22 protein-coding genes and 1 pseudogene are annotated in these 19,587 nt (G+C 53.5%); 12 read left to right on the top strand and 11 right to left on the bottom strand.

Translation table 11 applies throughout. The annotated features are described in order from the left end of the window. The first annotated feature begins 161 nt into the window (after positions 1-161). Positions 162-389, top strand: a complete 228-nt coding sequence (locus tag DN611_RS17345) for an IS66 family transposase (protein WP_119311719.1) — start codon at positions 162-164, stop codon at positions 387-389. A gap of 257 nt (positions 390-646) precedes the next feature. Here the strand turns inward: DN611_RS17345 and DN611_RS14735 are convergent, their stop codons facing one another. Continuing rightward, positions 647-1,027, bottom strand: a complete 381-nt coding sequence (locus tag DN611_RS14735; RefSeq protein WP_119311720.1) for a winged helix-turn-helix transcriptional regulator — start codon at positions 1,025-1,027, stop codon at positions 647-649. A 381-nt stretch (positions 1,028-1,408) separates the two neighbouring features. Between DN611_RS14735 and DN611_RS14740 the strand changes: the two genes are divergently transcribed. From DN611_RS14740 to DN611_RS14770, 7 genes are all read left to right on the top strand, one after another. After that, positions 1,409-1,942 (top strand): nitroreductase family protein, encoded by a 534-nt coding sequence (locus DN611_RS14740; RefSeq protein WP_158629751.1) that lies wholly within the window; start codon positions 1,409-1,411, stop codon positions 1,940-1,942. A gap of 19 nt (positions 1,943-1,961) precedes the next feature. Then, positions 1,962-2,291, top strand: a complete 330-nt coding sequence (locus DN611_RS14745) for a DUF1904 family protein (protein ID WP_119311722.1) — start codon at positions 1,962-1,964, stop codon at positions 2,289-2,291. 36 nt (positions 2,292-2,327) lie between these two features. Beyond that, complete coding sequence (locus tag DN611_RS14750; protein ID WP_119311723.1) at positions 2,328-3,992, top strand: dihydroxy-acid dehydratase; 1,665 nt, start codon at positions 2,328-2,330, stop codon at positions 3,990-3,992. Between the two features lie 41 nt (positions 3,993-4,033). After that, positions 4,034-5,104 (top strand): TRAP transporter substrate-binding protein DctP, encoded by a 1,071-nt coding sequence (gene dctP, locus DN611_RS14755; RefSeq protein WP_119311724.1) that lies wholly within the window; start codon positions 4,034-4,036, stop codon positions 5,102-5,104. Between the two features lie 85 nt (positions 5,105-5,189). Next, on the top strand, positions 5,190-5,729 hold the full coding sequence (locus DN611_RS14760) for a TRAP transporter small permease (RefSeq protein ID WP_119311725.1): 540 nt from the start codon (positions 5,190-5,192) through the stop codon (positions 5,727-5,729). Further along, positions 5,726-7,018 carry a TRAP transporter large permease gene (locus DN611_RS14765; protein WP_119311726.1) on the top strand — a complete coding sequence of 431 codons (1,293 nt, stop codon included), beginning with the start codon at positions 5,726-5,728 and terminating at the stop codon, positions 7,016-7,018. Before DN611_RS14760 ends, DN611_RS14765 begins: the two co-directional genes overlap by 4 nt. A gap of 27 nt (positions 7,019-7,045) precedes the next feature. After that, complete coding sequence (locus tag DN611_RS14770) at positions 7,046-7,432, top strand: RidA family protein (RefSeq protein WP_119311727.1); 387 nt, start codon at positions 7,046-7,048, stop codon at positions 7,430-7,432. 494 nt (positions 7,433-7,926) lie between these two features. Here the strand turns inward: DN611_RS14770 and DN611_RS16565 are convergent, their stop codons facing one another. Both DN611_RS16565 and DN611_RS14775 read right to left on the bottom strand, forming a co-directional pair. Further along, positions 7,927-8,067, bottom strand: a complete 141-nt coding sequence (locus DN611_RS16565; RefSeq protein ID WP_160117451.1) for a hypothetical protein — start codon at positions 8,065-8,067, stop codon at positions 7,927-7,929. A 498-nt stretch (positions 8,068-8,565) separates the two neighbouring features. After that, positions 8,566-9,330 (bottom strand): hypothetical protein, encoded by a 765-nt coding sequence (locus tag DN611_RS14775; protein ID WP_119311728.1) that lies wholly within the window; start codon positions 9,328-9,330, stop codon positions 8,566-8,568. Positions 9,331-10,135: 805 nt separating this feature from the next. On the opposite strand from DN611_RS14775, the gene DN611_RS14785 reads away from it, so the two are divergent. The 4 genes from DN611_RS14785 (at position 10,136) to DN611_RS17110 (ending at position 12,188) form a co-directional block, all read left to right on the top strand. Further along, a complete protein-coding gene (locus DN611_RS14785) occupies positions 10,136-10,459 on the top strand; it encodes a hypothetical protein (RefSeq protein ID WP_119311730.1) in 324 nt (107 codons plus the stop codon). A gap of 154 nt (positions 10,460-10,613) precedes the next feature. Next, positions 10,614-10,817 (top strand): hypothetical protein, encoded by a 204-nt coding sequence (locus tag DN611_RS16575; RefSeq protein WP_136891229.1) that lies wholly within the window; start codon positions 10,614-10,616, stop codon positions 10,815-10,817. Positions 10,818-11,026: 209 nt separating this feature from the next. Then, positions 11,027-11,389 (top strand): N-terminal phage integrase SAM-like domain-containing protein, encoded by a 363-nt coding sequence (locus tag DN611_RS17105; RefSeq protein ID WP_249390862.1) that lies wholly within the window; start codon positions 11,027-11,029, stop codon positions 11,387-11,389. 349 nt (positions 11,390-11,738) lie between these two features. Then, a complete protein-coding gene (locus DN611_RS17110) occupies positions 11,739-12,188 on the top strand; it encodes a tyrosine-type recombinase/integrase (protein ID WP_249390863.1) in 450 nt (149 codons plus the stop codon). A gap of 128 nt (positions 12,189-12,316) precedes the next feature. On the opposite strand, the pseudogene DN611_RS17350 reads toward DN611_RS17110, so the two are convergent. The 8 genes and pseudogenes from DN611_RS17350 to DN611_RS14830 all read right to left on the bottom strand — a co-directional run. Further along, positions 12,317-12,592, bottom strand: a pseudogene (locus DN611_RS17350) (iron-containing alcohol dehydrogenase); the annotation flags it as partial. A gap of 281 nt (positions 12,593-12,873) precedes the next feature. Next, a complete protein-coding gene (locus tag DN611_RS14800; RefSeq protein ID WP_119311732.1) occupies positions 12,874-14,151 on the bottom strand; it encodes a TRAP transporter large permease in 1,278 nt (425 codons plus the stop codon). After that, the gene (locus DN611_RS14805) at positions 14,148-14,648 is read right to left on the bottom strand and encodes a TRAP transporter small permease (RefSeq protein WP_119311733.1); all 501 of its coding nucleotides are present in this window, start codon (positions 14,646-14,648) and stop codon (positions 14,148-14,150) included. Before DN611_RS14805 ends, DN611_RS14800 begins: the two co-directional genes overlap by 4 nt. Before the next feature lie 103 nt (positions 14,649-14,751). Further along, a complete protein-coding gene (locus DN611_RS14810; RefSeq protein WP_158629753.1) occupies positions 14,752-15,780 on the bottom strand; it encodes a TRAP transporter substrate-binding protein in 1,029 nt (342 codons plus the stop codon). A 45-nt stretch (positions 15,781-15,825) separates the two neighbouring features. Then, on the bottom strand, positions 15,826-16,767 hold the full coding sequence (locus tag DN611_RS14815; protein WP_119311735.1) for a creatininase family protein: 942 nt from the start codon (positions 16,765-16,767) through the stop codon (positions 15,826-15,828). 72 nt (positions 16,768-16,839) lie between these two features. Next, positions 16,840-17,877 (bottom strand): zinc-dependent alcohol dehydrogenase, encoded by a 1,038-nt coding sequence (locus DN611_RS14820; RefSeq protein ID WP_158629754.1) that lies wholly within the window; start codon positions 17,875-17,877, stop codon positions 16,840-16,842. Continuing rightward, on the bottom strand, positions 17,877-18,677 hold the full coding sequence (locus DN611_RS14825) for an MBL fold metallo-hydrolase (protein WP_119311737.1): 801 nt from the start codon (positions 18,675-18,677) through the stop codon (positions 17,877-17,879). Before DN611_RS14825 ends, DN611_RS14820 begins: the two co-directional genes overlap by 1 nt. 21 nt (positions 18,678-18,698) lie before the next feature. Next, the gene (locus tag DN611_RS14830) at positions 18,699-19,559 is read right to left on the bottom strand and encodes a 5-deoxy-glucuronate isomerase (RefSeq protein ID WP_021752195.1); all 861 of its coding nucleotides are present in this window, start codon (positions 19,557-19,559) and stop codon (positions 18,699-18,701) included. Positions 19,560-19,587 lie beyond the last annotated feature (28 nt).

The raw sequence follows: 19,587 nt of genomic DNA on the forward strand, positions 1-19,587 counted from the left end.
GAATACTATAAAATTTCTCCTACAGCCATCATAAGTGATGTTGTACTCGGCTTTTCAAGTTAGATCAAGTGTTGGCGGAACTGACACCAGAGGAACGGAGTAAAAAGCGGTTGGAGCAGACAAACCCGGTTTTAGACGCACTGTAGTCATAGACAAATGAGATGCAGGTGGAAGCAGCACCGAAATCTGCAATGAGAGGAGTTATCCATTATCTGCTGAAGCAGTGGCCGTACCTGATCCGGTATCTGGAATACGAGCAACTAGAAGTGAGTGCCAACCGCGCCGAGCATAACATAAAGTCGTTCATAATGAGCAGGAAGAATTGGCTATTTATCAATACGAATACGCCCGCTGGTACGCAGACCAGCGCAGTTCCACAGTTTCATTGAGCCAGCAAAGGAAAACGGCCTTGATTTGTACCGGTATCTACTTTGGTTTCAGAAAAGTGCGCTGGTACTGGGCCAAAATCCAGGCTGAGAATCTGGCTCCCGCCAAGGCCTCTTCGGAATCCAAAATGCTTCCATAACGAAAATTACCCTGCTTATATTGGCAAGGCAATTCCAAGCACCGTTATCTTTAATGGTTACAAAAGTCCCGCCCCTCCGGTACTGGGCCGGAGGGGCGGGACTCTCGTATGATGAGGCAATCAGTTCAGCGGGGGATTGCGCATGGCGTCCTTATACTGTTCGCCGAAAGTGTGGATGGCTCGCACTACCGGGGTAGCCAGCTCTGCGCCGGTTTCCGACAAGGTGTATTCCACTCGGGGCGGGATCTCGTGATACATGGTACGGATAATCAGCCCGTCTGCCTCCAACTCCTTGAGCTCCGAGGAGAGCACCTTGGCGGAGATGTTGGGAATCAAATCTACAAAATCACTGTAGCGTAGATGGCCGCCTTTAGACTCAAAGGCCAGCAGATAGAGAAGCAACAGCTTCCACTTGCCTCCCAGTACAAGCAATGAACGCATGACGGGGCAGGTGACGATGTTCACTGCCTCCCGGTGATTGGTGATTTTATCTCTGGCCATATACCAAAGACCTCCTTCTGCCTGATGTCAGTTTGAAACCAGTATAATGGAAGTTTTCAAAAAATCAAGTCCTCGAAAAATAGGGTATTTCTGTAAACCGGCGAGGAGGCTGGCAGAGTTCCAGGTTTTTCCTGACGTTTTCGTAGGAAGTGACAAAGTTTTGCGTTAGATTTTGGAAGCGGCTACGGCAACGGGTCATAAAGCGCGCCAATAAAATTAGCCAAAATCCACAAAAAACAGCAGTGCTTCGGCCAAAATTAAGTAATATACTAACCAAAAAGTAACTAGATTGGCAAAAAGTGCGGTCTTACTTTTCACTAAGAACCTGTTATGATGGTGTCAAAGAAAAGCCATGGCAAATACATACAAAGGAGAGGTTTTATGGTGACCAATGAAGTTCTCAATACAATCCTAAGTCGCAAAGGCGTAAAGCAATACAAGTCGAATCCTGTGCCCCGGGAGCTACTGGAGGCCATCGTGGCAGCCGGTATTGCGGCCCCCAACGCCTTCAACCGGCAGGCGTGGCATTTTTCTGTGATAACCAACAAAACCCTGCTGGAGGAGATCGACGCAGAAACCAATCACCGCTTAGGGGATGAAGAAGGCTACCATTCCCTGTACGGTGCGCCGGTTCTGATTGTCATCTCCTCGGCCCGGGACAATAACTTTGCAAAGCAAGACTGCTCCGCCGCCAATGAGAACATGGCCCTGGCCGCCAAGTCCCTAGGACTGGCCTCCCGGTATCTGGATGTACCCAACCTGTACACTAATACCCCGGAGGGCGCCGGGTGCAAGGAGATGTGCGGAATTCCCAAGGACTATGACACAGTGTGCTTCTTGTGCCTGGGATATTCCGATGATATTAGCGAACAGCCCACGCCAAAGCGAGGGGATGTCGTAAATTATGTAGACTAAGGAAAGGAGGATCAGGATCATGCCGAAGATTGTTATCAGCGGGATCAGCGAGGAGGTGGTACGCACGGTTGCCCCCCGGCTGATCCCTGCCGTGGCAGAGGCGCTGGCGTGCCCCGTGGAGTGGATTTCTTTTGAATATGTACCCTCTGTATACTTTGCGGCAGAGGCAGACAAGGAGCGCTGCCCCATGGTGGAGATCTACTGGTTCAAGCGACCTGTGGAACTGATGCAGAAGATTTCCAGTATCTTCTCCGAAGAATTGTCCCGGGTTGGCATCAACCGGGTGATTATTCAGATCATTGATACCCTGCGGGAGAATTATTTCGATTTGACCTACGGTGCCAAATAGCCTCATTCTATATTATATTTACAGGAGGATTGATCCATGAGCAGCAATGAGTGTGCAGGACTCCAGACCCAGTACGATGTGTTCTCTCTGGACAAAGCCGAGACCTTGGCCCTTCTCCATGGCTGTGGCTTTTCCTATGAGGAGCTAAAAAAGCCCCGGGTTGCCGTGTTCAATACCCTCAACCCCATGAACCCCGGGCACATCCACCAGGGTGCTATCGCCAAGGCCGTGGCGGAGGGCGTCCGTGAGGCCGGTGGCCTGCCGGTGGAATTCAATGGCACCAACCTCTGCGATAGTATGCTGGAAAATCAGAAGTACACCCTACCCAGCCGCGACCTGTTGGTCAATGATATTGACCTGATGGTCAGCTATCACCGGATGGACGCACTGGTAATGATTGGCACCTGCGACAAGGTGCTACCCGCCTTATTGATGGCCGCCGGCCGTCTGAACCTGCCCACGGTGATTGTTACTGGCGGCTACATGAAGCCTGGTAACTACCGGGGCGAGAATGTGGACTTCATCGACATAGGCCCCAACAAGACCCGCCTGCGGGACGGCAAAATCACTCAAGCCGACTTTGACGAACTGGTGGACGTGTCTGTTCCTGGAGGCGGCGCCTGCTGCATGATGGGCACCGGCAACACTATGGCCATTATCACCGAGGTCATCGGCATGTCTATGCCCGGCAACTCCAGCACCCCCGGCAGAAGCCAGGAAATGCAGGAGTTGGCCAAGGCCGCCGGCAAGCAGGTCATGAAGCTCTATGCCAAGAAGATCACTGCCCGACAGATCATCACCAAGGAGTCCATCACCAACGCCATCAAGACCTGCATGGCCATCGGCGGCTCCGGCAATACCATCATCCACGTTCCCGCTGTGGCCACCGAGTCCGGCATTGAGATGAACTTCAGCGACATCTATGCCGCCGCCAGCTTCGAAATTCCCCTGCTGGTGGGCGTCCGTCCCAACGGCCCCTACAATATGGATCAGTATGCCAAGGCCGGCGGCACCCAGGCCATTCTCCACGAGCTACGGAAGCACCTGGATACCAACTGCATGTCGGTAAATGAAAAGACCATCGGCGAAAATATTTCCGGCCACGAGATTCTGGCCCCCTCCATCATCCACCCCCTGTCCAATCCTCTGGACAATCAAGGCGGTCTGGCCCTGATGCGGGGCAACCTAGTTCCCGATGGCACCTATATCAAGCAGTCCGCCGTACCGGAGTGCCTGATGAAGCTCCGGGGTCCCGCCCATGTCTTCAACAACATGGACGATGCCAACAACGCCCTCCTCAACCACGAGATCAAGGCTGGCGAGATTGTCATCATCCGCTACTTGGGTCCCAAAGCTTCCTATGACTCCGCCTACTGGTTCACCTCCCAACTCAAGGGTAGCGACCTTTATACCAAGGTGGCTGTGATTACTGACGGCTGCCTCTCCGGTGCCGCTTCCGGTGCCAGCTTTCAGTTCGCCGCGCCTGAAGCAGCCCTTAACAGCCCCCTGGCCGCCGTACGCAACGGTGACATCATTGAATATGATATCCACGCCAGAACCATGAACGTGGAGCTCACCGATGAGGAAATCCAGCAGCGCATCTCCGAGCTCACCGGCGAAGAGTACCCCCACTTCACGGGTTATCTGGGTATTTATCAGAAGGGATGCATCTCCATTTCAAAAGGTGCCGTGCTCCGCTGATCTCTCCACTACCACACACATTATAATTGGAGGAAACGAACATGAACAAAACATGGAAAGAGCTCCTGTGCATGGTTCTGAGCGCCGTTATGGTGCTGGGTCTGGCAGCCTGCGGCAGTAGCAAGGCCGAAGCCTCTGCAGGTGACGGCGATAGCACCAGCGGCGATACCGCTGCTGATTCCATCGTCCTGAAGATGTCCACCGCCCAGCCTGAGGAGCACATTGCCTCCCAGACCGCCCTGCGCTTCGCTGACCTCATTGAGCAGGGCACCAACGGTGCCGTCACCGTGAAGATGTATTTTGCCAACTCCTTGGGAGCTCAGGACGTCATCGTTCAGGGCTTGATGGACGGCTCCATCGACCTGTCCTTGGAGTTTATCGACTCCACCTACAACCCGGTCTTTGAGGTGCAGAGTCTTCCCTTTATCGCCTCCAACTTCGATGAGATGGAATACATCTTCTCTCCCGGCTCCCAAGTGTATTCCCTAGTTGACAAGGGCTTCAGCGACATCGGAATCAAGCTATTGGGCGTCTACTGCGAGGGCCTGACTGGCGTGTCCTGCAAGAACATGCCCGAGTCCTATAACACTTGGGATCAGAAAAAAGAACCCATCCGTGTGTGGAACTCCGCCGTGGCTAAGGCCGGCATGACCGCTATGGGCTACAACACCGTGGCCATGACCTGGTCTGATACTTACAGCTCCATCCAGACCGGTATCGTCAACGGCTCCGTGGGCCAGACCTCCCTGGGCGTGTACACCAACCTGCGTGACGTTGTTAACTATTTCATCCCCTATAACTTCGGTGCCGAGTTCGTGCACCTGGCCATGAGTTCCACCTCCTGGGGCAAGCTTACTGCAGATCAGCAAAAGGTGGTGCAGGACGCTGCCACCCAGGTCTGTAAGGAAATCTTCGACTCCGCCGAGCAGACTGAGGCTGATGGTTTCGCTATGCTGAAGGAAGCTGGCATTGAGGTTCTGGAACTCAGCGATGCTGACCGCAGTGCCATTGCCCAGCATGTTCGTGAAGAAGTCTGGCCTGCCCAAGAAGAGATTCTGGGCAAGGAGGCCATGGATGCCATCTATGCCGACCTGAAGGCCTGCGCAAAGTAAATAAGACTCCCTAGGATATGGACCATCAGGCTGATTCTGCGCTCCGGCGTGGAATCAGCCTGGTGAAAGAAAGGAGAAAACGCATATGGAAAAGCTGGACGCTTTCACCAGATATTTGGGTAACTGCGGCCTGTTCCATTTCTTTGATGCGATTCAGAAGTGGGTTCTGGTATTCACCGGTATTATTGTCTTTGTTCTGACCATCGCCACTGTGTTCCTGCGCTATGTCCTGACCATGAACGTTCTGGGGCTGGACGAGATTATTCTCCTTGTTATTTTCTGGCAATACTTTATCGGCGCAGCCCAGGGCAGCCGGGAGGATTCCCAGATTAAGGCCGACATGGTCAGCACCGTTGTGAAAAATAAGACTGTGGTGGCCTGGTGCCACCTGCTGGCCCGAATCATTGAGTGTGGCGTCATCGGTGTTTGCATCAAGTGGTCTATAGATTACATTCTCAAGGATATGTCCGTCATGCCCTATACTGTGGTGCTCTCCATCCCCCTAGTGCTCTCCCATGCTGTGATGTTGGTGGGTTTTGCCCTGATGCTACTCTATCACATTTACTGGTTACTGACGGAGCTCGTCAACGTTGGTACGCTGAAGAAGGAGGAACAGCAGGCATGATTCATGTTGGAATTGCCATTGCCATCCTGATGGGTTCTCTGTTATTGGGCGTCTCCATTCCCTTTGCCTTTGGCGCAGGTACGATTTACATGTATACCATGCTGGGTGGCACCTTTGCCACCACTTTGCCGGTGGGCTTCAACGGCATCAACACCATGGTACTACTGGCCATTCCCACCTTCATCATGGCCGGCGGCTTCATTGAAAAAGGCAAGGTTGGCGATGAGCTGGTGTCCGTGGTAGAAATGCTGGTGGGGCGCTTCCGGGGCGGACTGATGCTGGCGGTGTCCTATGCCTCCGCCATCTTCGGCGCCATCTGCGGTTCTGCCGCTGCCACCTGCAGCTGTATCGGCTCCATTATGGCTCCCAAGCTGAAGATGGCCGGCTACAGCAAAGGACTCTCCGCAGCCCTGATTTCTTCCTCTGCCCCGCTTGGCCTGCTGATCCCCCCCAGTTCCCTGATGATTATGTACGCTTGGGTTTCCGGAGAATCCGTGCTGGCCTGTTTCCTGAGTACTGTGATCCCCGGTGTCTGTCTTGCCACCTTGCTGGGCGTGGTGGGTATGATCCTAGCCCAGCGAGAGGGCGTGCAGCCCCTGGAGAACTGGGTGCCCATCTACTCCGCCCCCGGTCTGAAAAAGACTTGGCACGCCACGCCGGCCCTGTTGCTACCGGTGATTATCCTAGGCGGTATTTACGGTGGCGTCATGACCCCCACCGAGGCAGCCTGCGTCTCAACCCTGTATTGCATTCCCGTGGCCATTTACATCTACCGGGGCATGAAGTGGAGTGACGCGCCGGAAATTCTTAAGGAAACCGGCACCACTACTGGTGTCATTATGGTGATGCTGTTCTTTGTGAGCATGCTGAGCCGGTACTTCATCTATGAGGATCTTCCCGGCGCCCTGGTAGATATGATCTATCTCTTTACCACCAACAAAAATGTCATTCTGCTGATGATGAATGTGTTCATGATTATCATGGGTATGCTGATGGATGACGGCTCCGCCCTGCTGCTCTCCACCCCCATTCTGGTTCCCATTGCCAAGGAAATCGGCGTGAGCCCTATCCACTTCGCAGCCATTCTGGGCGTGAATCTTGGTATGGGTAATGTGACGCCGCCCTGTGCCCCCATGCTGTATCTGGGTGCTCGGGTGGTGGGCACCGACGCCAGCCACTCCATGAAGCCCACGCTACTGCTGATTCTCTTTGCGTGGTTGCCAACGCTACTAGTCGTCACCTATGTTCCCGGTTTCTCCCTGTGGCTGCCCAACATATTTGGGTTCTGAGCCGAGAAAAATTACGGAGGAATTTCTATGGAAAAGATTACGAAAATCGAAACCGTTGAGGTGGCCATTTCCCGAAATGGCATCTCCCAAGCTGTTCGCTTCGGCAATGTCCTCTTCGTTTCCGGGCAGGTGGGGGAGGACATCCAAGGCAACATCCCCAAAGGTATTGAGGCTCAAGTAGAGCTGGCTATTGAAAATGCCCGTCGAATTCTCCGAGCTGCTGGCTCTGATTTGGATAAGGTGCTCATGTGCCGATGCTTCCTCCAGAAGCAAGAGGACTTTGCCGGCATGAACCAGGTGTATTTCAAGTATTTCGGCGACGCCAAGGTAGGCCCCGCCCGGTATACCGTAGTGGCACCCCCGGTAGCAGACTGCTATCTCTTTGAGATAGCTATGTTCGCAGTAGTGGAGTAATTTACGGGAACCTCATAAAAGCGCCCCGTCGGGCGAATGATATGAACTGGGCCAGTAAAAGTGGACAATAGAGAAAATGCCCCCTGTGTAGGAGAATAAACCTATACAGGGGGTGTTCGTACGTCAAGAGAAAATGCGCGCATATCCAGAAATTTGAGAAGGGAACTCTGGCTATGCGCGAGACAGGAGCAACGCGTCAATAGTTATGGGGGAACACCTTGCTCCCCGCCACGCCCGCAAGGCCGCACAGCTTTTTCATCTCTACCAGATACATTTCCAGGACAGGCGCTTTCCGTCTCTGGTGAGAAAGATCTCACCGGAGACGATCTTTTTCATTTTGGCGTATTTTCAGTAGCCTGCGGCAGAGCTTTTGCGGCAGTAAGATTGTCCAGCCTAGCCCTTCATGGCGATCTGTGCCACGCCTGTCCCGGCAGCCTCCACCGTGATATACCGCACCTCGTTGCCCCGGATGCCAGTAGCGCAGATTGTCTCTATCAGCAGTGCCAGGCGGTCCCTGCCGAGGCCCGGATCGCCGCCAGCATGGCGTTCACCGACTCCAGCCGGTATTCCAGGCCGGACAGCCCCTCTTCCAGGCGGACAACAGTTCCTTGGTAGTCTTCCAGCCCGCCGCCCACTCGGCAAATCCCCGCAGGGAACGCAGGTACGTCTCGATGGTCCCCGATTCCCGCTCGTCGCGGCACAGAAATTCCGCAAACCGCTCCATTGTTTTTCCTTCATCATATCAGAGTCTTCCTGCTATCATACGACCGGAAGTCTTCACAGCTTGTTGATAGAACTGTCCCTTCCAGAAAAATATTGCAAGCGGATCAGATAGTTGCTTCTTTCTCAACTATTGGGGTGCGATGGTGTCTACCGCGCCCCAAAATGTCTGTCATAATCACTGTGGAGTCCACGCCCTTGTATACGAATCCCAAACGGGGATATAGTAGCTCAGTACGTTCTGCATATTTGCCATAGGTTGATTGCAGTGGTCATTTGTGTGAGCACTATAATAAAGCAGTCCTGCCATCGTTACTGGTAAGTGAAACGCTCGACAACATCATGCCAGACAACGCAAGTAACACGATCTTCCGTTGAAATATCGCTGTTCGTCTTATTGGTCTCGGACTTACTTATACTGTTTCAGAGAAACTGTAATATCGCTGAGACTGGAAACTCCCTTGGCATAGATGCCGAAGGCCAGTGTACTCTCCAATTCCTCCGCACTGTCGGCGATATAAAAGGTTCTGGCCAGCGTTTCGCCCGCGCCAATGTCCACTTTCAAATCCGCCCAGCGTGAGCGTCCTGCCCGCAGTCGCGGTCTGCATCGCGGAGCCGTTGTTGGTCACAGTCAGCGCAATGTAGTTCCCATCTTTGGGGTAGAAGTTGGATTCCAGCGAATAGCAGCAGGTGGTCTGGAGCTTGGTGTTGTCCTGAATTATGCCGCTCAAAGACTTGCCGGCGGCCTTGACTGGATCGATCTCCGTAAACGGGCCGTGGACGCCTCCAAGTACGGGCGTTGTTGCGTTAGCAGGGATACTCCCATCGCCCCTCTTTCCACCTACGACCACATAATCCGCAGGGGCCGCGCCAAGATTGACCCGGTTTTTCTGACTGTCCCGGCGCACTTCAATGCCGAGCAGTTTGGAGATCTGGCGGATGGAGAGATAATTGGTCTTGTCCTCGGCAACATCCACATAGATAATGACCGATGGTACCCCCTGCCCATTGGGCGCTTTGCAAGTTTCACCGGCAAGGACCTTATCCTCACCGAACAGAGATATCCCGGCCTGGTTGTATTCCACCCGGCTGGAAGCTGCAAACACGCTGCCCACAAGGGAAGCCACCAGAAGCATCGCCGCCATGCCCGCAACAAATGATCCGTACTTTTTTATCATGAAACCTCCATTGTCTGTTTTATATAGCGAGCATCTTAAACTTCTATTATGCAAATGCAGAAGGAGGTTCTTTCTTTACATCTCTTATATTTTTTCTGTTTTCGCCAAAGAAACGCTCTCAGTTATGTGCAAAATATCCTCTTAATCAAGATGTGCGTCCACACAGAATTAGAGGTTGCTACTTATGTCAATACATGTAACTGTGCTTTGCTGTTTTTTCCAATTCTCTTCCAAAAACAGTTGTCCATCCAGGCCATTCACTGTGACCGGAATAATTTCTGCGCTTTCCATGGCAAAATCACTCGTGGCCCCCTCCTGCATATACACGTAGTCCAAGTATATCGTTTTTTTGAGTTCTTTATTTCGATAGGTGTTGCAAACATAGTTTGGAAATTCTTCTCGTTAACTCTCAATTTCACCATATCCCTCCAGTAAGTCCGTAATTTCATACCAAGGCATATCTCCGGCAATCTGTTCTCCCGAATGTCTGTACGTGATATGTGTCTCATACCACTCCACAACCCGGCGCACCACCGCGGCCCGCACCGTTTGGCTGACCGCCATCAAGCTCCCCAAGCTCAACGAAAACACAAGCAAGAGCATAACAGCCTTTTGTCTCACGCTTTTCCATACCGGTCGTGCCCGCTTTCGCGCGCACTTCAATGGGCCTGTCAGCATCGCCGTCATCTGCCGCCGATACCGGGGCGATTCTGTTCCAGTGGGCGGCAGGTTCCCACCTGTTTGGTAGGCCACGTAAGTCCTGTGATGCAAATCAAAGATAAAACCCTCGGAGGTGAAACCTACAATGGCAAAACGCAGGCCGTCCGGAAACAGCATGGTCCGCAAGCGGGAGAACGGCCGCTGGGAGGGCCGCATCGTGGTGGGTCGCAAGGAAAACGGCGACCTCATCTTCCGCTACACCTACGCCGACACCCAAAAAGAACTGACCGCAAAGCTCCGGCAGGACATCACCGCCTATCAAGGCGTGGATCTGACGGAGGAGTGCAGAATGCCCCTCTCGGAGTGGCTGGACCGTTGGCTGGAGCAGATAACATCCGTCCTCCAGTCCAGCACGCCGGAACACTACCGCAGTGACATGGAGCACCACGTCAAACTGTACTTGGGCTAGAAGAAGTTCACACAAATTACACCGACAGACCTGCGGACGCTCTATGACACCTTAAAACAGCGTGGCAGAATCCATCCCCGCCCCGGCCAGAGCCGTGGGTTATCCAACACCACGGTCCACGGCATCCACACCACCGCACCATGCGCTGAAGTCTGTGGTAGACCAACGGCTGCTGCCCCACAATCCTGCTGACCATGTGGCGCCGCTCAAGGTGGCTCACAAGTCCATGACCATCCTGAACGAGGAGCAACTGGATGCTTTTCTGACAGCGGTGAAACAGGATGCTGTCCGGAAAGCCTTCTTCTACACGGAGCTAACCACCAGCCTGCGGCTGGGTGAGATCTGCGGACTGATGTAGTCTGACTTCGATTTCAGAAAAGGAACACTGAGTGTCAACCGAACCATCCACAAAGAAAAGGGCTGGCAACTAATGACCGGAGATACCAAGACCTACGCCGAAACCAAAAAAATCGTCCTGCCTGACAGCACCGCAGAGTTGTTACGAATCCGAAAAAATGTTCCTACTCCGTATGGTTCTTTCCCAACCCACCCAAACCAGAAACACCTATGAATCCCGCCACTGCTTATCATCAACTGAAAAATATCCTTGCAAAAACCAAGTTGGAGTGCGCAGCAAAGCTGGCACAGCTCTGGGATGCGCTGAAAGAACCTACACTAGACCAACCTAAACCCGAAATCTTGCTGGCGGACTGGCTGGATCTCTGCTATCAAGAATATAAAAAGCCAAATCTCCTCCCAAACACGCAAATGTCTTATGAGCGGCGGATCTATCAGCATATCATCCTAAAGTTAGGACAAATCCAACCGGACAAGTTGAACACCACAGACATTCAGGAATTCTATGTGTCCCTTAAAAAGGACGGCAGGCTGATCCGAGTTGAGTTCTACGGCAAAGGGCTGTCAGATTAGGCCGTTCGCAGCATCCACACGACTTTCCACGCTGCTCTGGACAAAGCTATGGAGGAAAACCTGATCTTCCGAAATCCTGCGGCTGGTTGCAAGCTTCCCTCTGCCAAGCCCAGAGAAATGAAGGTCCTGATACCGGAGGAAATCCAGCGGTTACTGATCCAGGCCAGAGAGGGGCTGCTATGAACTGCTCCTGCCGGAACTGTCCACAGGCCTGCGCCGGGGTGAGATCTGCGCCCTTCAGTGGAATGACCTGAATCTTAAAACCGGGGCACTCCAAGTGGGATAATAGGTCCACCGGGTACGTGGTGAGTTGGTAGTCTCCCCACCCAAAACCAAAGCAAGGCAACATATGGTGCTCCTCCCTCCGCCGGTCCTGAATGTACTCATAACCTATCGAAACTCCTGCACTTCCCGGTGGATGTTTCCTTCACCAGTCAAGGAGGATTCCCCCACGGACCCAGTCACTATACAAAAACGGCTGTCTACCGTACTAAAACGAGCTGACTGCAAGAGACTTCGGTTCCACGATCTGCGGCATACCTTCGCCACTGCCTCCCTGGAGCACAGCATGGATATGAAGGCCCTTTCCACGATCATCGGCCATGTGTCCAGCAGCACCACGCTGAACATCTACGCTCATGTCACGGACGAGATGCAAAGGACTGCCGTAGCCAAAAAAGACCGGGGGATCGGCAAAGCTACTCCCCCATCGTCAATGGAAAGCGCATCGCCCGCAATGTCTACGCCCCTACCGAGGAGGAATATGAACAAAAGCTGGCCGCCCTCATCCAGGAGATGAGAGCAAGAGATCGCCACAGGGAAGGCACAGGCAATGGCGGGATGAAATGCACAGGGCTCCGGCGGTTGTTCCGCCGGAGTCCTAATTTTTTCTGGTTATTGCTGCCAGAGGCCCGGCAGATACGCGCTTCAAAATAGGTTGCCATGCCGTTTCCCTTTCCTGCCACCAGCAACTTGGCAGGCGCTTTTGCAATCACAAGTGTATCTACCAGCACCATCCGGGCAACGGTCCAGAAACAGATACCGATCAAATTCACCGTTATCTCGGTAAATCACGCTCAATGAGCTACAGGGGGGATCTGTCGAAGCCACCGTAGAAATGATGATCGCCGGTAATCCCGCATAATACGCGATACCCTTGGTCATATCCTGAATTCTTTCTCCGCCGATTCCCATAACCACTGTAGCGGCCTGGACCTTACCCTTTCTACTAGGCGGTCAATTTGGGACTGAGAGCATTCTCCCTGAAAAATCTCATACCGAACGATATAATCCGTACCGGCAAAAAATTATTCCAACACAGGCCCGATCCGCCGGGGCCAGGACTCACTGATCAGTATGAGCAGGATCTTTCCCATTCCCTGCAAATATTGATCCAATTGCTGTAGCATACCTGTACTATGGACATACTTTGATGGGCTTTTTTTAATTATACTCATAGTCTGTTCCTCCGTTTGTACAACTCATTATTCCATAAAGCTGGGAAGCCAGAGGCAAATTTGGGGAATATAGGTAATAAGCAGCAGATTCACCAGGCAGCAAATCATGTACTTCAGCAGATGCCGGTTGACCAGCTCACCCACCTTCGCCTGCCGCAGAGTCGCCGCCACATAGAGATTGATCCCCAGCGGCGGGGTGATCATGCCAATGCACATATTCAGCAGCATAATGATGCCAAAATGGACAGGATCAATATTGTAGGCAGAGAGCGCCGGGAACAGGATAGGAGCAATAATCAGGATGGCAGGCGTGGTATCCATGAAACAACCCACGATCAGCAGCAACACGTTCACCAGCAGCAAGAACACCACCTTGTTAGAACAGATGCTCATGATGAACTCCGCCGCATGGGCGGGAATCTGCTCACGGGTCATCAGCAGGCCGAATACGCCAGCACAGGCAACGATGAACATGATCATACCAGAGGAGGCAGCCGCAGACTTTACTGTTTCCACCAAGCCCTTGAAGTTGATTTCCCGATAGATGAAGCAGCCTACGATCAGGCCATACGCGCAAGCAACGGCTGCGGACTCAGTAGGTGTAAAAATACCGGTGTAGATGCCGCCCAAGATGATAATGGGCATGAAGATGGCACCAATGGCATGATAAGACGCAGACAAAAATTTTCTGATATTAAACTTGGTTCTAGGGATCCGATTTTTTACGCCGTAGAAAATCGCAAAGGCAATCATCAGTGCACCCAGCGTGATGCCGGGAACAATTCCTGCCATGAACATACTGCCCACCGATACACCCGTTGCGGAGCAGTATGTGATCATCACGGTGCTGGGCGGAATAATCGTGCCCAACATACCGGCTGCAGCAATAGTGGACAGGGCGAATTTGCGGCTATAGCCTCCCTGTTCCAGCGCAGGCACCATCACTGCGCCGATGGCCGCCACCGTTGCTGTGGGGGAGCCGCACAAACAGCCAAACAGCATACATGAGAAAATCGTCACGACGCCGAGGCCGCCGGGCATCCAACCAACTGCAGCATTGGCAAAATCGATAAGTCGGCGTGAAATGCCACCACTGCTCATCAGTGCGCCAGCCAACATAAAAAACGGAATGGCCGCCAGTGTAAAACTATCGACGGAGGAGAACATCTTCTGCACGGAGGTGAACAGCGGCATCAAGTCCCCGGCAACGATGGCCGCCATACCGCCGCCCACCAGCGCCAGCGCGATAGGCATACCCAGAATCGTAATGACGGCAAAAACCAGGAAAAGCGTTGCAGTAATCATGCTTCAATCTCCTCCTTCCGATGCATAATATCCTTAATCATGGTTTCAATGCTGTAAAGATAGTGAATGATTCCCATAAAGAACCCCATAGGAAGGCAGAAGAACACGACCGCAGTGGGAATCTGCGTGGTTGTGGTCATCTGCTTGGTCATGATCAGATGATTAAACATCTGCAGCGAAAGCACAAACAGCAGCACAAACATCAGCATGCATAGGATCTCCGTAAAGATCCGGACCTTTTTATAGATCTTTTCCGGAAGCATATCCACGAATACTTCCACACCGATGTGGCTCTTACTTTTTACACCAATACTGGTGCCAATATAAACGATATAAATCATGAGGTACCGGGCCAACTCCTCACTCTGCAGAAAAGGGATCTTCAAGGCATAGCGGCAAATAACGCTCCAGCAAACGATGGCAACCATCGCCAGAAAAAGGACAACACTCAGGAAGCCTTCCACTTTGCTGAAAGCCTGATCAAGTTTTTTCAACATGGCAAACTATGTATCGCTCGTTTTCCGGCGATACGCTCCTTTCTCCCGAAATGAGGCGGAGCGGCGGCAACCGCTCCGCCTCTGTTCTCAAGTTTTTTGTGTCTTATTCCACAGCCTCGACATCCGTCTGGATTGCCTCTACCAGAACAGGATCGATGCCGCCCTCTCCCACGTACTTCTCATACACAGGCTGCACCGCAGCTTCCCACTCGGTCTGATCAATCTCGATGAACTCCGCGCCATTGGCCTCCATCTCCGCCATGTACTCCGCCAACTGCTCATCACAGATCTGATAGTGGTACTCACGGGCTTCCTCTGCACACTCCATAACCAGCTGCTGGATATCCTCCGACAGGGAATCCCAGAGAGATTTGCTGCAAATCAGAGGAGCGGGAGAATAACCGTGGTTGCTCAGTGTGATATAGGGAGCAACCTCATAGAAGTTCTGGGTATACATGTTGGTAACCGCAGTGGAACTGACTGCATCCGCTACGCCGGTCTGGATGGAGGTATAGATATCACCCCAAGCCAGAACCACGGGCATAGCGCCCAGTGCGCTGTACACATCCGCCTGCAGGGGGCTGTCGATGGACCGGACACGCATTCCCTTCAGATCCGCCAGATTCTTGACTGGCTTCACCGCGCCGATGGCATAAATGCCGTTCTCCCAATAGTTGATGCCCTTCATCCCGATGGACTCCAGGGCGTCCAGCTGCCCCTGAGCAGCCTCACCGCTGAGAGCTTTCCGTGCGGTGGCAGCATCGGGGAACAGATAGGGCAGGTCAAACACGGACATGGCATCCGTAAAGTTGGACAGGGACGCAGAACTCTCTACGATAAAATCAATGGAGCCCATCTGCACACCTTCCAGCGTCTCCTTGGCGGATCCCAGCGTAGCACCCGAGTGGACCGTCAAGGTGATGGCGCCGTTACTGCGCTCGTTGAGCAGTTCAGCAAATTTCAGAAGGCCAAGATCCCAGGAACTTCCCACCGCAAGTCCGCTGGACGCCGTCCACTCATAAGTTTGTCCCTCTGCGCTTTCACCGCCGGAGCTATCTCCGCCGCTTCCGCAGGCAGTCAGGGAGAACACCATGGCCATAGCCAGCAACAGACAAGTCAGTTTCTTTTTCATATGCTCCTCCATTAAACCGTTATGTGAAACCTGTTATGTGTTATATCACTTGTTGTAGTAGATAGGCCGGCCCTTCTCGTCGTGATCCTTGTCGAATGTGGGATAAGCTCCGCCGTTGAAGCCGTTGAAGCCCAAGGGATTCCGGAAGCCCAGAGGATTGATTCCAACAGGATGTCTTTCCAGCAGGTCTTTGATGAAGGCGCTGTAACCTTCCACGACCTTCTCCACCAGTGCATCGCCCTTTTCCTTGCTGGCCTTGGTGGGATTGCCGATCACGCCGTAGTCCAGATCGTCCTTCTCCATCAGAGCAAAAGTGCCGTCGAAATGATAAAACTGGAAAGGATGAGAAGTCTCGCCGGGCGCTTTCTTCCACTTGCCGTCCACCAGCGTCGTGCCGCCGCCGTCGATGGCCAGGTCCATGTGGACCAAGTCGCCGTACAGGGACAGCGCCATGGAGGTCTCCGCCTCGTCGGCGTGCCACATATAATCGGACAGAACGGCTTTGTTGTCGCCCAGGAAGTCATACCAGGTAGAGGCGACCGTGAAGTAGCCTTCCATGCCCAGCTTGTGAACAGCCGGAATGAAGGAGCTGTCCTGGCCATGGGCAACCAGCAGGATGAACTTGTTATAGCCTACATTGGAGGCACCGGCGATGATGTCGTGAATCAGCGCCATGTTGGTCTCATAGTTCAGCGCGATGGTAGCAGGCATACCCATGTGCATGTAGGGATGACCGCCGTACATGGGGCAGGGGAGCACGGTGGCGCCGGACTTCTCCGCCACCTTCTTGGCCAGGCAGATGGCGTTGAAGCTGTCCAGGCCGTTGGGGCAGTGCGGGCCGTGCTGCTCAATGGCGCCCAGGGGCAGGATCGCTACGTCGTTGACTTCCTTGGCATAGGCGATGTTCACGGGAGCGGTGTTCTGATCAAAGAACACGGAATCTCTTTTGTACAGCTTGAATTCAGTCTGCTTCTTCAGTTCTGCCATGATAATCGTTTCCTTTCTTAAAAAAAATATAGATGGTTTTTTAAATCAGCTGAAACTCAGCAGGATTTACAGTTACGGCTGGAACAAAATCTTGATACGCATTTCCTTCTTTGCCCGAATCATCTCGATCACGTTCTGGAAGTCTTCCAGACGCTTGATATGGGTAATGAGCGGTTTTACCTTCAGCTTCCCCTCTACCATGTAGCGCAGCACCGGCGTAAAGGAGTTGGGGCTGGCCAGAGAGCCGATGAGCGCCGCATCTTTTACGATCAGCGTGTTCATGGCAACATCCACATTAGCTCCATTGTACCAGCTGACAGCTACGATCCGTCCGGTGGGCTTCAGGGCCTGCACCGCCATATTCAGTGCGACGTTGCTGCCCGATGTCTCGATCACGATCTCAGGACCGCCCTCAGTCAGTTCCCTTGCCCGCTGTATCACATCCTCATTGTGATAGTTGATGGTCTCATGGATGCCGCACTCCCGGGCGATAGCCAGCTTCTCATCCCAGCTGCCTGCCATGATGACCCGACTGGCACCCGCAATATTGGCAAGCTGTGCCGCCAGCTGGCCAATGGGACCATCTCCGATCACCAGCACCTGGGCGCCGGCGGGAATCTGCGCCTTGGTGACCGCGTACATGGCGGTTGCGGCAGGCTCTGCCAGAGCGGCCTCCTCCAAGCTCAGCCCTTCGGGGATATGATACAGATGCCGTTGCGGTATCGCCACATACTGGGCAAACACACCCTGGCGGTTGCGGTAAGATCCTACGACCTCCCGGTTGGGGCACAGATTATAATGGCCCTGCCGGCAGTTTTCGCACTCGCCGCATCCCAAGCTCACATCGGAGGTGACCTGGTCTCCCGCTTTAAAATCCCGGACATTCTTGCCCACAGCCACCACCGTGCCGCTCCACTCATGGCCGGGAATGATGGGGTACTTGGTGTTGCCGTTTTTGATATGGATCATCTCTCCTGTTAGCAGTTCAATATCCGTAGCACAGAACCCGGCATAAGCGATCTGTGCCAAGACTTCGTCATCCCGAATCTCAGGCTGCGGGATCTCGGAATACTCGATTACTCCCGGATCCATGAACCGAATGGCTTTCATCAGGCGGTCTCCTTCTTTCTTTCCCGATTTGTATGACATTGCATCGTTCGAATCTCCCCCTGCCGGAAGCAGAGCGGCTGGCAAGTCCCTTTTAGGAGCAGCTGCTCACAAAACTGACCGGGAAGCCCGCCGTGCTCCATAAAGGTCCAGAAGTGGCAGGGCACTGCATATCTCGCGCCAGTCAATTCCGCCGCCGCCGCTCCTTCCTCAGCGTTCATGTTGCCAAATGCACCATTGACAGACAGCACCGCAATATCCGGCTCAAAGATCCTGATCTCCTGAAACAACTCCGAGTGAAACGCCGTGTCTCCGGAAAAATAGAGCCGATGACCTGCAAACGCCACCAAGAGCCCGATAGCATCCGGCGCCATGGTACCGTGATCCGCCATCACTGCCCGAATCAGGATCTTTTCATCCTGATAGCATTCTCCTCTGTCCAGACGATGGCAGCGGTGGGCCTGTATGCCCAGTTCAATGAACTTCTCCTGACAGCTGGCAGGCCCGAAAAACAAGGTCCTTTTTGTGCACTGTGCCACAATTGGAATCGCATCATAATCGAAGTGATCAAAATGCAGATGGCTGGTCACATAATAATCTACCGCCAGCTCTTCCGGCGCGATCAGCATGGGTGAGAGTCGTTTGAATCCTCGAATCCGCTCGCCGCACTCCGTCAGATAGGGATCGAGCACCATGCTTGTTCCGTCGGGAGCCTTCAGGAGAAATCCGGCCTGGCCAAGCCAGCAAATTCCCAGATGATCTGGAGGAACTTGTGTTCCCCGAATTTCCTCTGCGAGATTCATCCTACTACCTTTCTCAGTTCCTCAATATAAGCAGCCCTCAAGCCAGGAATACCGCTCGTCAAACTGGACCTTGTACTTCTTCGTATCGCCAGCCAGGCCCCACAGCAGATACGCACGGGTGCCGGGCAGTGCCACCGTGGTGTGGTAGCCGGTGGGCAGCGCCACGGCGGTGTTGTTCTCCTCGATCACATTGACCTCGTCCCAGATCTTCTTGTTCTCGTCCGTCAGATCATAGCCGTGCTGCATGACGCCGCCGCGGCCAGGGCCATCCTCGGTGGAGGTCATCTGGAAGGAGAAGATCTCATCCAACACGCACTCCTTGCCGGGGCGCTCGTAGTCGTGCCGGTGCGCCGGGAATCCGATCCAGCCGCCGGGCACGGACACGGTCTCGCCCACGATCAGCAGCTTGGTGATGTGGTCGTTGTGCTTGCCGGGCTGGCCGAAGATGAAGCGGTACTTCCGCTTGTAGATGTACTCGCCGGGTTCTCCCTCCTCGATATTTTCAGGCGGGCAGAAATAGGGGGCATTGCCCTCCTCACAATAGGCGGTGAAAACTCTCGCCTCCATGCCCTTCTCGCTGTACAGCTTCACTGTGGCTTTGGGCGGCACATACAGGGCGGTGGGCAGATCGTCATAGACATTGCCGCGCTGGCCCTTGGCGCCGTCCACAACGGTCACGCCCTCATACTCCACCCAGCAGGTCATGTCGCCCTGCTGCAGCACGATGGCCTGCTCCTCACCGGTGACCTTGTACTCCAGCGTCTGGCCGGGGTTGAGAAGGATTCGGCCGAATCCCTCATAGGTCATATCCGAGTTGGCCTTGGAGATCACGCTCTCATAGCCGTTCAGGTCCTGAAAGCGGTATACAGTTGTGTAAGACATTTGCGTCCACTCCTTTTTCCTTGATTTG

The sequence above is a fragment of the Oscillibacter sp. PEA192 genome (genome assembly GCF_003574015.1).
GTDB classification, from domain to species: Bacteria; Bacillota; Clostridia; order Oscillospirales; family Oscillospiraceae; genus Oscillibacter; species Oscillibacter welbionis.